A 15,823-nucleotide genomic window follows, 5' to 3' on the forward strand; every position below is an offset into this window, starting at 1 on the left:
TATGGCAATCACTGGGGGTTATCCACAGCACCGAATGCCATTACTGCGGATATCACCCGAGATTGCAACTGGTGTAGACTCTGTGCCCTTATCCACAGGTCGATCATGCAAGGAGACCCCATGAGCCTACTGACACGTTGGCCCCGCAATCAGCTCTGCCTTTCCGACGAGGAGCGCCGCCATGCGGTCAGTGCAGTGGAGCAGGCGTTTGCAGCCACGCTGGAATCGCTCAAGGTGGATATCGGCCTGAAAGAGATGTTTGAAGAGATCTACGTGCCGCTGGCCGCCTGGATTCTGGCACGACAACGGCGTCAGGAAGGGCCGCTGGTGCTGGGTATCAATGGTGCCCAGGGCGCCGGCAAATCGACCCTGTTCAACCTGCTGGAAGTCATTCTGGGTGAAGGCTTCGGCCTGCGCGTAGTGGGGTTTTCCATTGATGATCTGTACAAGACCCGCGCGGACCGTGAACTGTTGGCGGAGTCGGTGCACCCTCTGTTGGTAACCCGTGGTGTACCCGGCACCCATGACGTTGAACTGGGAGTCGAGATCATCGACAGCCTCTGTGCCGACGATCCTGATCGCATCACCAAGATCCCGGTGTTCGACAAATCCATTGATGACCGTTGTCCCGACTCTGTCTGGCAGGAGTGGGTCGGTGGTGCAGATCTGATCGTGTTCGAGGGCTGGTGTGTCGGTGCCCAGCCACAATCTGAAGCGGAGCTGGCTGACCCGGTTAACGTGCTGGAACGTGACGAAGATACAGACGCCGTCTGGCGTACCTACGTGAACGAGCAGTTGAAAGGGCCTTACAAGGCGCTGTTCGAGCGTCTGGATGTGCTGCTGATGCTTTGTGTACCGAGTATGGATGCAGTCTATGAGTGGCGTTCTCTGCAGGAGAAGAAACTGGCGGAGCGGGTACGCTATATCTACGACACCCAACAGCCCACCGATCACCTGCGCATCATGAACGAGGACGAAATTCAGCGCTTTATTCAGCACTATGAGCGTCTGACACGTGCCATGCTGGAGCAGATGCCGGAGCAGGCGGATGTCACCCTGTTCCTCAACGAGAATCACAAGATAGCCGATATCCGCGTACTCAAACCCCTGAGGGATTGCTGACTAGAGAGGGCGAGGGTCTCAGATCGGCAGCAGTGTGGTTGACGCGATGCCATGCACCACCGTGTTAATGGCGCGGTTGGTGGAGTCCGAGACGATGCGCGCCATCATGTCCTGGTGCGCAATCAGCTTGCCGAGCAGGCGCTCAAAGCTCAGGTTGGCCGGACTGTTGCTGAGCAGAAAAGGCGTACCGTCGGGCTGGCGATAGGTGTTCAGGCGCCAGGCCACGGCTTCCAAGTTGCGTGCCGAGTTGTACAGCTTCTGCTGGTCGATCTCGTTCAGCATGTAGAACTCATCGCGGTAGTTGTAGGACGCATGCAGCATACCGGTAATACCGATCATCAGCGCGAATACCCGGTCACCCTTGAAGCTCGGGTCAAAGGCCAACGGGATCGCCTTCTCCGCGTACCGGTTATTCAACTCGGCGTGGCGAATGGGACGCGGCGACCCCAACAGCAACTCCAGGCGGCGGGATACCGTCATGCCGGGCACCTTGGCCAGCTCACGGGGGTTACGCTTGTACAGCTTGATGGTCAGTTCGCGTGCCAGCTGGTTGACGGTTTCGATATGCAGATCGGTGACCATGTCGATCTCCGACTTGGCCAGATTCTTGAGTTGAAACGGGCGAGGCTTGCCGGTGGTGGTACAACCGCCGAGCAGCAAGCTGGCACTCAGAACCAGCAGCAAGGCGGTGCGTATCGGCTTCAATGTCATCGTCCTGTTCTCCACTGCCGTAAAATCGGTGAAAATGCCTCACCCGTGATCAGGGGCAGTATAACCCCCAAGCCATGCTTTATAGTATTGGCCTGTAGCAAACGACTGGAGATAGCGATGAGTGAATCCTCTGAAATCAGTGCCCTGCGCCGGGAATATGTTGCAGCAGGGTTGCATCGAGAGCAGATGCAGGCAGACCCTATGCTGCAGTTTGAAGACTGGATGCAGGCCGCGCTGACCGCACACCCGGATGACGCCACCTCAATGACATTAGCCACCGCTGATGCCGAGGGCTGGCCTAGTGCACGTATCGTACTGCTCAAGCGCTATGACGAACGCGGCTTCTGCTGGTTCACCGATTTCCGCAGTGAAAAGGGGCAGCAGCTGGCGCAGAACCCCAAGGCCGAGTTACTGTTCTACTGGCGTGGTCTGGAGCGTCAGGTACGTATCCGTGGTCGGGTTGAGCAGCTGCCCTTTGCTGACGGCGAAACCTATTTCCACCAGCGCCCGCGTGGCAGCCAGCTCAGTGCCGCCGTGTCTGATCAGACACAGCCCATCGATCACCGTATTACCCTGGAGCAGCGAGTCGCCAAACTGGACGATGAATATGCCGGTCAGGTCGTGCCCTGTCCGGAAACCTGGGGTGGTTACTGCCTGGTGCCGGAGCATTTCGAGTTCTGGCAAGGCCGTGAAAACCGTTTGCACGACCGTTTCCGCTATACTCTGGCCGCCGATCAATGGCGTCTGGAACGCCTGCAACCCTGAGGACCCGCTGTGAACATTACCCGCGACACCCATGTCAGCTTTCATTACGCCCTTGAAGGCGCGGATGGTGAAGTACTGGACGGCTCCCGTGATGCCGAACCGCTGACTTACATCCACGGCCACCGCCAAATCGTGCCAGGTCTTGAACAGGCATTGGAAGGGCGAGCTGCGGGCGACACCTTCCGTCAGGAAGTGCCGCCTGAGCTGGGCTATGGCGAACGGGATGAAAGCAAGGTACTCGAACTGGATCGAGAAGCTTTCGCCGGCATGCCGGGCCTTAAAATCGGCCTGTTCTGCCAGATCGAAGACGAACAGGGCGAAGTGCGTTTGGGCAAAGTGGTTGCGCTGGATACACGCGAAGTTCGTGTGGATACCAACCATCCCTTTGCCGGCCAGACCCTGGTGTTCGATGTTGAGGTTGTGGCCGTGCGTGCTGCAACCCAGCAGGAGCTGGCCGGTTTGGCTGACTCCAACCGCTGAATCACTCCGATGCTTAAAACCAACCCGAACCGGTTAGCCTCCGGTTCGGGACACCTTTTCCCGCCACTGCAATTCACCGATCTGCACATTCAACCAGTCGAAACCAATTCGACGTGCCACGGCTGATGCGCCATCCAGGCTTTTGAACTCACGTTCATGTTTGGAGCGCTGCAGGTTCAGCGTCACCACATCCTGATCCCGAGTGATGAATTTCAATGTCCAGCCGCGTGACATCGAGATCGGAATCGCCTGACAGGATTCAAACACTCCCGCCTTGAATAACAACTTGATTTCCTTCTCTTGCATTGTCTTATTTCTTTTTTGATTAATCTTTAATCGACATTGATCATTATATTTACAGTTATGATTAATGGCAAATAAACAGCCTCACTTTATGATTCGTATCTCTTTGAAATAAAAGGATTTTTTATACTCAAGTTCAGCTCTTGTAGATATGAAAGGAAATTCCCCTAAGTCTATGATTTACATGGTCTTTTATTTTTAATCTGGTTAGATTGTTTGGTTATTTAAATATGTTTTTGATATGTATTTAATAAATATTGATTGGTCTTTATTAAATTATGATTAGTCAATAAAGAATTAAGAAATATTGAAGCCGAATTTGAGCAAAACAAGGAAAAGTGGGAATAGAGCGCGCGGAGGAGCGTGCGGAGTACAGTTACAGCCAGGAAGCCGTCTGCTGTTATCAACCAGCTTCAGACTGAAGAAGGTTGATCAGGGCACGCCCGATCCGATGGCTATGGCTGTCATCAGGCGTGATGGTCAAGCAGAGAAAAAACGGGGGAACAGGGCAGACAGAACCTGTCTGCCGAAGGAAGAATCAAAAAGGATCAGTTTTCGCGGGTGGCTTCCAGGCGGGCTTTCAGAGCGGCCTCGACAGCATCGAGTTTGCTTTGCATCTGGGTGGTGGAGCTTGCGTCTGCATTGGAGGGTGAGTACTGGAACATGTCGAGCATTTCGACCAGGAAGCTTTCCTCATTCATCTTGCTCAATTGCTCCGCAGTCCACTGTTTGCGCTGGTACATGGATGAGTTCCTTGTATTGAGTTGACATACTCAGATATGGCTCAGAAATTGACGAGAATCAAGCTGGAATAGGGCTATGATGGAGTGTTTAAAAAATGAACAAAATCTGTTGAGCCAAGTCAATAGTCCCCAGTCTTTATGGGAGTAATCTGACCCTAACATTAGATGCAAGCGATAAAGGTGATTGCTATGTTCGGGATCGATGCTTACAGCTTTGGTACTCTCTGGCCCAGCCTGCTGGGTGTTGCCGGTATGGCAGCTGCGATGATCTGGGGCTTTATCAAGGTGCGCAAGTTGATGTCTGAAGACGCGCACAAGCACGGCAAATAAGCTCTGCAGGTCTGTCTGGAAGCCCCCGCTGAATGCGGGGGTTTTTGTTTCTACTCCCCGCCAGCGACTCTGATACCATATCCCGGTGAATTCATCCGCTGGAGTTGCTGTGTCCCGCCCTCAAAGCTACCAGATCCCCTTGGCCGAGGCCGAGGCCGAGATCGAAATCAAGAAAAGCCGTTTTATTGCCAGCCTGAAACCGGTCCAGTCCGAGGCGGATGCCAAGGCATTCATTGAGCTACAGCGACAGCGCTTTCCGGGCGCCAACCACCACTGCTGGGCCTTTGTGGCCGCCGAGCCTCATGCCTTGACTGGCCTGGGTAGCAGCGATGATGGCGAACCCTCAGGTACCGCCGGGCGCCCCATGCTGGCTGTTCTGACAGGGGCCGATGTGGGGCAGGCCTGCGTGGTGGTGACTCGCTTCTTTGGCGGCACCAAGCTGGGGACCGGCGGGCTGGTGCGGGCCTATTCCCAGTCGGTGCGTGCCGTGTTGGCCGAAACCGAGATGCAGCACTGTGAACCCCAGGCGCAATACCAATTAACCTATGGCTATGGGCTGACCGGGACAGTGGAAGGGCTGTTGAACCGCTTTGACGTCAGCATACGTGACCAGCAGTTTGCCGAGCAGGTGCAGCTGGCCTGTTCTCTGGACCTGAATCGGTGCGAGCAGTTCGAGGCTGAGGCCGCCGAACTGCTGCATGGTGAAGCCACAATCAAACGACTGGATGACAGCGTCTAGCCGTTGGCGTGTATCCACTCCAGTAAAGAGCGCTCGAAAACTGTGAGCGGTGTCGGCCGAGGCATTCTTTCCGGCAGGCTGAGGCCGCTGATCATGAGTACGAAGACGTAACGCTCGCCCGATGCCGTATCCATATAGCCTGCCAGATTCCGTGTGCCGTTCACGGTGCCGCTTTTGGCCTGGATAGCCCCCGCTAAAGGTGGCTTGCGGGTGCTGCGCCGGTACTTGAGGGTACCGTTCTGTCCACTGACCGGTAGTGCGCTGTGACTGATCATTTGCGGATGTTCGGCCAGCCAGCGTAACAGTTGAGCCAACTGGCGTGCCTGTACCAGGTTGTCGCGGGACAGGCCTGAGCCGTCTTCCATACGGGCCAGCGTCAGGTCGATACCGGTTTGCTCAATCAGTATCTGCTTCAGCTTGCGTTCGCCCAGGGCAAAGCTGCCTGCCTGTCCACCCAGTGCACCCAGATTTTTGAACGTCAGGTCGGCAATGAGGTTGTTCGAGTCCTGCAACATGGTCGCCAGCAACTCGCCCAGAGGTGCCGAGCGGACTTCAGCCACCAGTTGCCACTGTGGGTCACGTTGGCCAAATTTGATATCACCGCGCAGTACGATGCCAAGACGGGTCAGTTCCTGCTGAACCACGGCCCTGCCGTAGGCAAAGGGATCGTTGACGGCAAAGTTGAGCGGCAGCACTTCACGCTTGCTATTGATGCAGCCGCTTAGGTGGTAACGGTTTCCGGGGCCAAGGCGGGCTTCCAGGCTACACAGTGATTCCCGCATCTGCGCGGGCGGTACCGCCTCTACATCCGAGGTGACCTCAACCGGCTGATGAGCGGGGACAAAAAAGCGGGCCGGACGATTGTCGCCTCGGCTGGTCAGGCTGGCGGCGACGCAGTTTCCTTCCAGGGTCAGGGCTGCTGCCGGTGCGCTGTAACAGACGCCCAGGTTATTCCAGGGCCAGCCGATGGCGCGATCATAGCCGCTGAAGTGGCTGGTATCGAGCAGCAGGTCGCCCTTGATCTCGCGGATCTTGCGTTGGCGAAGGTTGTCCAGCAGGTCAGCCAGTTGGCGACGTGTCAGGTCTGGCGCGCCGGTGAACTCCAGCAGCCAGTCACCATGCCATTGGCCACCTTTTTGCTGACCTCGACTCCATAACCCGGTGGTAAAGCGATAGTCCGGTCCCAATGACAGTTCAGCGGCACTGGCCGTAAACAGTTTGAGGGTACTGGCGGGCGGTAAAAAGCGATCGTCCCGGTAGTGTATCTGCAAGGGTGCGCTGGCCCTGAGCGGCTCCACCACCAATGCGACCTGACTGCCTTCCGGGGCCTGGTCGATCAGGTTTTTCCAGTCGCTGGCGTGGACAAGCGGTGCCAGGATCAGGAGGATAAGAAAGCGTAGCAACATGATCGTCTGTCCTGCAGTGAACCTGAGCCTCATTCTGCCAGAGGGGAGGGAGGCATGACAGGAAAATGCCACAGCGGAGAGCAGATGACTGACGCCATAAGCCCCAACCCCCTGATACCCGAGCTGCTGGACCTGCTGCGCGGTGCCCCTGAGGGGATCAGTGAATTTTCCCTGATGAAGGGACTGGAAACCCATCCGGCCTTTGCCGAACTGGCAGACGACTACCAGCTGCGCCTGTTTCAAAAGCATTTCATGATCATGCATGGCCTCTACAGTCTGCAATCGCGGTTGTGGTATGAAGAGGGGCTGCGCCTGGAAATATCGCCTTTGAGCGTGCGTCTTTATACCGATCCTGTGCCCATCGCTGAACAAAGTGCGGATCTGCCGGATCAGGAAAGCAAGCTGCGTGCCTACTACCTGGACTGGCAGCAGCTGGAGCAGACCAGCGCCGAAGATGTACGTCGTCTGATGAAAGGCTTTGCCATGCAGTGTGCCGATCCGGATGTGCGTCAACGCGCGTATGAAACGCTGGGCCTGGAAGCGGGCGCTTCGGCCGAAATGGTGCGCAGCCGTTATCGGCACCTGGCTGCCCAATGTCACCCGGACAAGGGCGGCGACAGCGAGGTCTTTATTGAGGTGCGGCGCGCCTATGAATTCCTGCGCAATGCGCAACGGTCTGATCAGCGGTCGTAAAGAAATGTAAAAGGCGCTGAGATTGCGGGAACAATTCTCTACTATTAGCGCTCACAGGGCCGAGTTCTTTTCAACCAGATCAGGGAGTAGATGTGCGCGTCTATTTGATGTTGCCGCTTGTGGCACTTTTGAGTGCCTGCAGTACCCCACCTTCATTACAGCCACCCGCACCTGACATTCAGGACAGCTGGCAGGCTGAAGCCGATATTGGCAGCGCCAGTCCCGGTTGGCTCAACACTCTGCAAGATCCCGCCCTTGAAGGCCTGGTTGAAGAAGCAATGAACAATAACCCGGGGCTGGCAGCCGCACGCCAGAGCCTGATTGCGGCTCGTCAGCAATGGCTCGCCACTGGCGCCGATGCCTATCCGCAACTGTCGCTGGAACTGGGTGCGCGGCGGCAGGAAAACACGGATCGCGCCGACTCCCTGAGCCTGAACCTGAGCTGGACCCCTGATATCTGGGGCGAAATGGACGCGCGCACCCAGCAGGCTGCCTTTACCTACGCAGCGGCAGAAGCGGCGCTGGAAGAGCAGCGCGAAGAGCTTGTGGCTGATGTGAGCCGCACCTGGTTTGAAATCCAGGAAGCGCGGCTGCTGCTCGAACTTTATACCCGCCGCCATGACACCCTGGAACAGAGCCTGGATATCATCGAATCCGGTTACCGTCAGGGCTTGAATGAGGCGCTGGATCTGTATCTGGCGAGGAACAACGTCAATTCGGAAGCGGCGCGGCTGGAGCAGCAGCGCCAGATACTCAGTGAGCTGCAGCGTGAACTGGAGCAAACACTGGGTCGTTATCCCGCCGCCGCATTGAGCAGCAGTGGTTCTTTGCCGCTGTTGGATTCCGACGTGCCGGCCGGTATGCCGGCGGATGTGCTGCGTCGCCGGCCCGATCTGCAGCAGGCTTGGCTGCGTTTGTTGGCGGGTGACGCTGCTCTGGCAGCCGCCCATCGCGACCGTTTTCCCAGCCTGACCCTGAGTGCTGCCGAGGGCGGCAGCAGTGATGCGCTGAGTGACCTGCTACGCACCGGAAACCTGGCCTGGAGCCTGGGGGCATCACTGACCCAAACCCTGTTCGATGCTGGCCGCAAGGAGGCCGTGCAGGCTCAGGCACTGGCTAACCGGGCAGAGCAGGAACAGCTCTGGCTGGAAGCGGTATATGCGGCACTGACCGAAGTTGAAAATGCCCTGTCTGAGCGGCGCAGTCTGCACAACCGTTATCAGCTGTATCTCAAGGCTGAGCAGAATGCACTCAATGCCGAGGCGCTGGCATTCGAGCAGTACCGCAAGGGTCTGGAAAGTTTTACCACGGTACTCGAGGCCCAGCGGCGATCGCTGGATGCCCAGACCAATGTCATCAGTCTGCGCCTGCAGCTGCTGCACAACCGTATCGAACTCTATCGCGCACTGGGCGGACGCTTCAGTGCCGACACGACTGCTGAACCGGAGCCGGACACCCCATGATCAAACGCCTACTGCCGTTTTTCGTTATTGGCCTGCTAGGCTTTGCCAGCTGGCAGATTACCCAGAATCCGCCCCAGGCCCAGCGTGGCGCTCCGCCCGAGCCCAAGCGTATCAGTGTTGAGGTGCTGCCGATTGAAATGGACAGTTTTCATATTCAGGTGCGCAGTTACGGACGCGTAGAGCCTCGAACACAGAGCACGCTGCTGCCACAGGTTTCAGGTGAGGTGGTCTGGCTCAACCCGGATTTCCGAGCCGGCGGCTTCTTTGAAGCGGGTGAAGAGCTGATTCGACTGGATGACCGTGATTACGAAGCGGATCTGGCCCAGGCTGAAGCCACCTTGATGAGTGCGCGTCAGGCACTGGCGGAAGAGGTGGCACGCAGTGCCCAGGCAGCTGCTGACTGGAAACGGCTGGGTAATGCCGGTGAAGCGCCTCCGCTGGTGCTGCGCAAACCCCAGTTGAGTGCTGCGCAGGCGACGCTGGCGTCGGCTGAAGCGGCGGTCAAACAGGCTCGACTGAATCTGGAGCGCACCCATATTCGCGCCCCTTATGCCGGTCGTGTGCTGGAAAAATCCGTCGACCTGGGGCAGATCGTCTCAAGCGGAACAACCCTGGGCAGTATCTACGCAGTTGATGTTCTGCAGGTGCGCCTGCCCCTGCAAAACCGTGATCTGGGCTATCTGGAGCTACCCGAAGAATACCGCGTCAAAGGGGCTACGCCGGTTCAGCCCAGTGTGGCGATTCACTCTGACCTGATCCGACCCGAAACCTGGCAGGGCAAGGTGGTACAGACCGAAGGTGCCATCGATGAAGACAGTCGTCAGCTGCATGTGCTGGCACAGATTGAAGACCCATACGGCGAAAAAGCGGTGGACCGCATCCCGCTCAAGGTGGGGCAATATGTCACGGCCGCCATTGAAGGGGTGCAGGTTGAAGACGCCATCGTGATTCCCAACAAGGCGATCTACCAGGGCAGTTATGTCTATGTGGTGGAAGAGGGCGTGCTGCAGCGCCGCGAAATTGAAGTGGCCTGGCAGGATGACACCCAGGCCTTGATCGACAAGGGCCTCAAAACAGGCGACCGGCTGGTACTGACCTCGTTGGGTCAGGTGGTATCGGGTACACCAGTCAGGGTGCAGGGTGAGTCCGCCAGGGTCGCCAAGCCTACTGCGGGTCAGGCTGATGGAGACCGCTCATGATCGCCTGGTTTGCCCGCAACCATGTGGCCGCCAACCTGCTGATGGTCAGCATTCTCTTTGCTGGCTTGATGTCACTTAAACTCAATATTCCGCTGGAAATTTTCCCCAGCTTTGAGCCGGATTCAATCAGTGTGCGCATCAGCCTGCGCGGTGCTACCCCCGAAGATGCCGAGCTGAGCCTGGCGACCCGAGTAGAGGAATCGGTCAGTGACCTGGAGGGTGTGGAAGAGATTCGTAGCCGTTCGGTGGAGGGCGGGACCACTGTCACCATTGAAGTGGATAAGGGCTATGATCCGCGTGAGTTGCTGGCGGATGTGAAATCCCGGGTCGACGAAATCGGTACCTTCCCCGCCGAAGCCGAAGAGCCGGTGATTGCGCTGGCCACGTTCAAGCGTGATGTGATCACGGTGTCCGTGGCGGGTGATCTGAGTGAGCATGAACTGCGCAGTTATGCCGAGCAGGTACGCGATGACATTCTTCAACTGGATGGCGTAACCCAGGCCGAGCTGGATGGCGTGCGCAGCTATGAGATCGGTGTCGAGATCTCCCAGGATCAGTTGCGTGCCTATGACCTGACCCTGGCGCAGGTGGCCGAGCGTATATCCTCCAGCTCGCTGGATCTGTCCGCCGGTAACATTCGCACCGATGGTGGCGATATCCTGATTCGCTCCAAGGGCCAGGCCTACAGCCGTGACGAGTTTGAAAACGTCATCATCAAAACCCATCCCGATGGCAGCCTGCTGCGCCTCGGGGATCTGGCCAGCGTCAGCGATGGCTTTGAAGAAACGGCCCTGAGAACCCGTTTTAACGGACAGCCGGCGGCGATGATTGAGGTCTATCGCGTGGGCAACCAGAGTGCCATCGCGGTGGCGGATGCAGTTAAAAACTATATTGCCGAGCAGCAGCCCCTGCTGCCGGAAGGCCTGCATCTGGGCTACTGGGACGATGATTCCGAAATCGTCAAAAGCCGTATCAATACACTGACCACCAATGCCATTCAGGGCGGGGTGCTGGTCTTGCTGCTGCTGACCCTGTTCCTGCGTCCTTCTATCGCCTTTTGGGTGTTCATTGGCATTCCGGTCAGCTTTATGGGTGCCTTCCTGTTGATGCCGGTATTCGGTGTCACCCTGAACGTGCTGTCCCTGTTCGGATTTATTCTGGTACTGGGGATCGTGGTGGATGACGCCATTGTCACCGGTGAGAATATCTACAGTCATCTACGCGGCGCCGAGTCGGGTCTTCAGGCGGCGATTCGAGGTACCCAGGAAGTGGCGGTGCCGGTGACCTTCGGTGTGCTGACCACCATTGCCGCATTCCTGCCCATCGCGTTTATCGAAGGCCATCGTGGCGCCTTCTTTGCCCAGATTCCGGTGGTGGTCATCCCGGTGCTGCTGTTCTCGCTGATCGAGTCCAAGTTCGTGCTGCCGGCCCACCTCAAGCACCTGAAGCTGCGCCATGAAAATGTCGAAAGCCAGGGGCGGCTGGCCAAACTGCAGCAAGGCTTTGCCGATGGGTTTGAACGACTGATCGTGCGTTACTACAAGCCCTTGCTGGGGGTGGCGCTGCGCAACCGTTTGACCACGCTGGCGCTGTTTATCGGCGTGTTCATGCTGATCATGTCGATGGTGACATCCGGCTGGACCCGCTTTGTGTTTTTCCCGCGCGTGCAGGGTGATACCGCACGTGTAACGCTGACTATGCCCAGTGGTACACCCTTTGAAGTGACCGACCGTCACATCTTTCGCATGGTGGAAGCGGCTCGTGAGCTGCAGGATGATTACCGTGATCCGGCCACTGGTGAAAGCGTGATCATGAATATCTATTCCACCACCGGCTCCGGCGGCAGTGCCGAAGTGGGCCGAGTGCGTTTTGAGCTGGTGCCTTCGGAAGAGCGTGAGGTGGAGATCAGCACGCGCCAGATCGTCAGTGAGTGGCGCCAGCTGATCGGACCGATCCCGGGTGCAGAAACCGTTGCCTTCCGCGCCGAGATTGGCCGTGGTGGTGATCCGGTGGATATCCAGCTGCGTTCGACGCGCATCCAGGACCTGGAAGCCATGGCGGATCAGGTGAAAGAACGGCTGGCTACCTATCCGACGCTGTACGACATTGCCGATAACCTGTCTGACGGCAAGGAAGAGTTGCAGCTGGAGTTGACCGAGCAGGCACACCTGCTGGGGCTGACGCGCAGTGACATCATCCGTCAGGTGCGACAGAAATTCTTCGGCATTGAGGTGCAGCGCGTACAGCGTGGCCGTGATGATGTGCGCGTGATGGTGCGCCTGCCGCTTGAGGAGCGCCAGGCCATTGCCGGCTTGCGCGATGTCTTGATCTCCACCTCCACCGGTCAGGTGCCGCTGGACTCGGTAGCACGGCTGGTACCGGGGCAGAGCCCCTCGGCGATCTACCGGGTGGATCAGCAGCGCACGGTCAGTGTGGTAGCGGATATGGACAAGGAAAGCACCAATACCACGGTGCTGAACCGGGATCTGAGCGAGTTCCTTACGGAGCTGGTGCGGCAGTATCCTGGCTCGTCCTACAGCCTGGAAGGGGAGGCGCGTGAACAGCGTGAATCCTTCACCTCATTGGCGATCGGTCTGGGCTTTGTCTTCTTTGCCATCTACAGCTTGCTGGCGATTCCGTTCCGCTCATACCTGCAGCCGCTGATCGTGATGTCGGTAATTCCCTTTGGTGCCATCGGTGCCATCATTGGCCACTGGATCATGGGGATGGATCTCACCATCATGAGCCTGCTGGGCTTGATGGCCCTGATCGGTGTGGTCGTGAACGACAGCCTGGTGTTGGTGGACTTCACCAACCGGCGCCGTCAGGAGATTCAGGAAGCAGGTGAGCACTCACATTACGAGGCGACCCTGCAGGCGGTACTGGTGGCGGGGGTGGCCCGTTTCCGTCCGGTCATGCTCACCTCGTTGACCACCTTTATCGGCCTTATGCCACTGCTGTTCGAAAAGGCGGTACAGGCGCAGTTCCTGATTCCCATGGCGGTTTCGCTGGGCTTTGGCATTATCTTCGCAACGCTGGTAACGCTGATTATGGTGCCGGTGAATTTCATGCTGCTGGAAGATCTGCGCCGCCTGGCACGACGCCTGTCTGGTCAGGCCAAAACCACCGACACGGCCACTCACTGAGTGGCCGTCGGGTCCCCGGTTGCGGAGGGCGTTGGTGTAAAGCGCTGATGCAGCCAGGCCAGTGCCAGCAGGGCCAGCCCCAGTCCCATGAAGGAAGCGACGCGCCAGAGGCCGGTCAGGTCTGACATGTCCACCAGGAACAGCTTGGCGACCACGACCAGCAGCAGTGCCATGCCGCCTCTATACAGGTTGCGCCGCTGCAGCCAGTTACCCAGGATCATGGCCGCCGAGGCCAGCAGCAACCAGACGATTGAATAGGTGTACAACTCGCCATCCGACGTCGGGTTGGCCAGATTGACACTGCCGCCCTGCCAGAGATGGCGAATCTCCAGTGATACAAACAGCAGCAGGCTCAGCCCGGATGCCAGTGCCATCCAGCGTCCCAGCGCATGCGGCAACTGTCGCCAGAGCACCAGCAACAGCAGGCAGGGCAAGCCATAGCTGAGCAGCAGCAGGTTCCAAATGGGGGTATCGCTCAGCGGCGAACTGCTCCACATCGGATTTTCCCGCAACAATACGATCAGCACATGGTTGGCGGCGGCCGCCAGCAGGTGAAGGCTGGCGATGATCTGGTAGAAACGTTTCAGATGACGGCTGAGCGTTGCGCGCCAGAGGTAGACACAGCCGGCCGTACCCCAGATCAGAGTGTTCAGGCTGGCTTCGATAAAGCCGTACTGCTGGCGGAAAATATCGCCGTCATACAGCCAGTAACGTACTTCTGCTGCCAGCGTCAGCACCAGCAGATGAGCACCGGCCCCTTGCAGCCAGGCCGTCATTTTGTCGTCGCTGCGCAGAATCCAGGCACCTGCAAAGGCACAGGCAGTAGCGCCGCCGTAGGTCCAGAGCGACCAGTGCGTACCCATATCGTAGCTGAGCAGCCAGGGGTTAAAGGTCAAACGGCAGACCACCACCGCCAGTAACAGTCGAATCACCCAGGGCAACAGGCTTAGCTGGAAACGCTGTTGCAGCAGCGACAGACTGACCAGTTGCAGCGCCAGGGCGAGAGTGAGCGTGGCATCGGTGAACCAGATTACAGCGGCCAGTGACAGGCCCAGATGCGCGCCACTGAACAAGACTGTTTTGATCAGGTCATTGCCGCCGCGCTCCAGCGCCAGCCGTGCCAGTGCCAGGTAACTCAAGCCCAGGATCAGTGCAGCACCACCCCAGGCCCAGTCAGCACTGAACGCGGTAAACAGGTAGTACCCCATCGCCAGCATCAGCAACGGAGTAAAACAGCCCAGCGTAACCCAGAAGCCCGGGTGTTCGATACGACGCTGCAGCAGCCAGGCCGCTGCGGCCGTGTACAGCAGCGTCAGCATGACAAAGCGGGACACCAGTGCTGCCTGAGTATCGGCATCAGGCGGGGTGAACATCAGTTGATCACCCATATAAGTCAGCATGGGCATGACCACGGCCAGTGCTGTGGCGATCAACATTAACGCGGGTAAAGGGTTCAGCAGTGGTCGGCGGCTGGCCACCAGCAGAAGCAGTGCCGGCAGCAACAGCAGAGTCGGGTAGGCTGCCTGAGGGACTCCTTCCGTCGCCAGAGTATAGCCTTGCGCCAGCGTGATCAGACCCAGCGTCGGAATGACTGGCCAGTGGACCGACTCACGTACTCCCTTGAGACGGTTCAGCCAATTGGCTGTTGGGGCTTCGGTTTTAGTCAGCAGCCAGTCATAACCGGGCACGGCCAGGAACAGATATGCCAGTGCCAGCAGGTAGGCCGAGCGAACGCCGTCTGCCGGGCTGGCACCCAGGCTCAGTAGCCACCAGAACAGGCTGCCGCCAATCACGCCGAGCCAGAGCCAGCGGCGCTGCACATATCCGAGTAACCAGAGAGACGCCAGAGTCAGAATGCCGATATAGACCAACGCCAGCTCGATATTGCCGCTGCCGGTGTTGACCAGAATGGGTACCAGGTATCCACCCAGCATGCCCAGCGCGGCCAATATGGGGCCGTGCCTCAGTGCGAGCACCAGGGTGGCAAAAGAGACCAGTGCCATGGCAAGGAACAGCAGACCTGGCGCGATACCCGGCAATAGTTTGAAGGCCGCGAAAAGGGCTGAGTAGAGGATGATACTGGCACCGCCAGCCAGCGCGGCGAATACGTTGTTCTGGCCCTGGCGTCGTCGTAACCTCTCGGCCAGTACGTGCAGGCCTGCGCCCACCAGCAGGGACAGAATAACCCGTGCTTCGGGCCCCAGCAGGCCCTGCTCTATGGAATAACGCACCATAAAGACACCGGCAAGACCCACGCAAAGGCCGCCCAACCAGGTCATCCAGTGCTCGCGAATACTGACCTGAAGCCGATCAAGGAACCCGGGCTGTGCCGGCGTTGTATCCACTACAGGCTTGGTGGAACCCTCACTGGCTTGGCTGGTATCGGGAGAGGTGGAGGTGTTGGCCGTTGGCCCCCAGGTGGTGGCAGGCTCGGGCGCAGGTGAGGCTGCTGCGTAGACTGTGTCAGGTTCGGCAGAATCTTCGGGCTCTGGGGGAGGGGTAGTCTCTGCGCTTTGCGGTGGTGGTTCGGCCTGCTGTGGGCGGGCCGCAGTCTGCCCGACCCCCTGGTTTTCATAGTGGGCCAAACGGTTGTGCAGGTGCTGTATCTCCTGGCGCAATTGATGCGTATTCAACCAGGCGCGTATGCCCAATATTGAGCCAAGCAGCAGAAACAGCGGAAACGCCAGCAGTAACAGCCAAAGGGCATCCATTCAGATTCTCCG

General features: G+C 58.2%; 14 protein-coding genes. 9 read left to right on the top strand and 5 right to left on the bottom strand.

Annotation, left to right across the window (positions count from 1 at the left end; genetic code table 11):
* The first annotated feature begins 120 nt into the window (after positions 1-120).
* Positions 121-1,122, top strand: a complete 1,002-nt coding sequence (locus tag O3C79_RS05990) for a hypothetical protein (protein ID WP_494385194.1) — start codon at positions 121-123, stop codon at positions 1,120-1,122.
* 18 nt (positions 1,123-1,140) lie between these two features.
* On the opposite strand, the gene O3C79_RS05995 is transcribed toward O3C79_RS05990, so the two are convergent.
* Positions 1,141-1,833, bottom strand: a complete 693-nt coding sequence (locus O3C79_RS05995) for a hypothetical protein (protein WP_494385195.1) — start codon at positions 1,831-1,833, stop codon at positions 1,141-1,143.
* 117 nt (positions 1,834-1,950) lie between these two features.
* On the opposite strand from O3C79_RS05995, the gene pdxH reads away from it, so the two are divergent.
* Positions 1,951-2,598 (top strand): pyridoxamine 5'-phosphate oxidase, encoded by a 648-nt coding sequence (pdxH, locus tag O3C79_RS06000; protein WP_494385196.1) that lies wholly within the window; start codon positions 1,951-1,953, stop codon positions 2,596-2,598.
* Positions 2,599-2,607: 9 nt separating this feature from the next.
* Complete coding sequence (locus O3C79_RS06005; RefSeq protein ID WP_494385197.1) at positions 2,608-3,078, top strand: FKBP-type peptidyl-prolyl cis-trans isomerase; 471 nt, start codon at positions 2,608-2,610, stop codon at positions 3,076-3,078.
* A 33-nt stretch (positions 3,079-3,111) separates the two neighbouring features.
* Here O3C79_RS06005 and O3C79_RS06010 read toward each other — a convergent pair whose 3' ends face one another.
* Positions 3,112-3,384, bottom strand: coding sequence for a hypothetical protein (locus O3C79_RS06010; RefSeq protein ID WP_494385198.1), 273 nt, complete (start codon positions 3,382-3,384; stop codon positions 3,112-3,114).
* Positions 3,385-3,929: 545 nt separating this feature from the next.
* Positions 3,930-4,124, bottom strand: a complete 195-nt coding sequence (locus O3C79_RS06015) for a hypothetical protein (protein ID WP_010322592.1) — start codon at positions 4,122-4,124, stop codon at positions 3,930-3,932.
* Positions 4,125-4,313: 189 nt separating this feature from the next.
* Between O3C79_RS06015 and O3C79_RS06020 the strand changes: the two genes are divergently transcribed.
* Positions 4,314-4,454: a hypothetical protein gene (locus O3C79_RS06020; protein ID WP_175612017.1), complete on the top strand. Its 141-nt coding sequence runs from the start codon at positions 4,314-4,316 to the stop codon at positions 4,452-4,454.
* A 109-nt stretch (positions 4,455-4,563) separates the two neighbouring features.
* On the top strand, positions 4,564-5,193 hold the full coding sequence (locus O3C79_RS06025) for a YigZ family protein (protein WP_494385199.1): 630 nt from the start codon (positions 4,564-4,566) through the stop codon (positions 5,191-5,193).
* Here O3C79_RS06025 and dacB read toward each other — a convergent pair.
* Complete coding sequence (dacB, locus tag O3C79_RS06030; RefSeq protein ID WP_494385200.1) at positions 5,190-6,599, bottom strand: D-alanyl-D-alanine carboxypeptidase/D-alanyl-D-alanine endopeptidase; 1,410 nt, start codon at positions 6,597-6,599, stop codon at positions 5,190-5,192. The genes O3C79_RS06025 and dacB overlap by 4 nt on opposite strands.
* 84 nt (positions 6,600-6,683) lie before the next feature.
* On the opposite strand from dacB, the gene O3C79_RS06035 reads away from it, so the two are divergent.
* The 4 genes from O3C79_RS06035 to O3C79_RS06050 all read left to right on the top strand — a co-directional run bounded on the left by O3C79_RS06035 (position 6,684) and on the right by O3C79_RS06050 (position 13,100).
* On the top strand, positions 6,684-7,292 hold the full coding sequence (locus O3C79_RS06035; protein ID WP_494385201.1) for a DNA-J related domain-containing protein: 609 nt from the start codon (positions 6,684-6,686) through the stop codon (positions 7,290-7,292).
* 92 nt (positions 7,293-7,384) lie between these two features.
* Entirely contained in the window at positions 7,385-8,755 is a 1,371-nt protein-coding gene (locus O3C79_RS06040) for an efflux transporter outer membrane subunit (protein WP_494385202.1), read from the top strand.
* The gene (locus tag O3C79_RS06045) at positions 8,752-9,954 is read left to right on the top strand and encodes an efflux RND transporter periplasmic adaptor subunit (protein ID WP_494385203.1); all 1,203 of its coding nucleotides are present in this window, start codon (positions 8,752-8,754) and stop codon (positions 9,952-9,954) included. Before O3C79_RS06040 ends, O3C79_RS06045 begins: the two co-directional genes overlap by 4 nt.
* On the top strand, positions 9,951-13,100 hold the full coding sequence (locus O3C79_RS06050; protein WP_494385204.1) for an efflux RND transporter permease subunit: 3,150 nt from the start codon (positions 9,951-9,953) through the stop codon (positions 13,098-13,100). The genes O3C79_RS06045 and O3C79_RS06050 overlap by 4 nt, the downstream gene beginning before the upstream one ends.
* Here the strand turns inward: O3C79_RS06050 and O3C79_RS06055 are convergent.
* Positions 13,094-15,811, bottom strand: coding sequence for a DUF2339 domain-containing protein (locus O3C79_RS06055; RefSeq protein ID WP_494385205.1), 2,718 nt, complete (start codon positions 15,809-15,811; stop codon positions 13,094-13,096). The two genes, O3C79_RS06050 and O3C79_RS06055, sit on opposite strands and share 7 nt — an antisense overlap.
* Positions 15,812-15,823 lie beyond the last annotated feature (12 nt).

This window comes from Marinobacterium sp. NO-S09, from assembly GCF_059179545.1.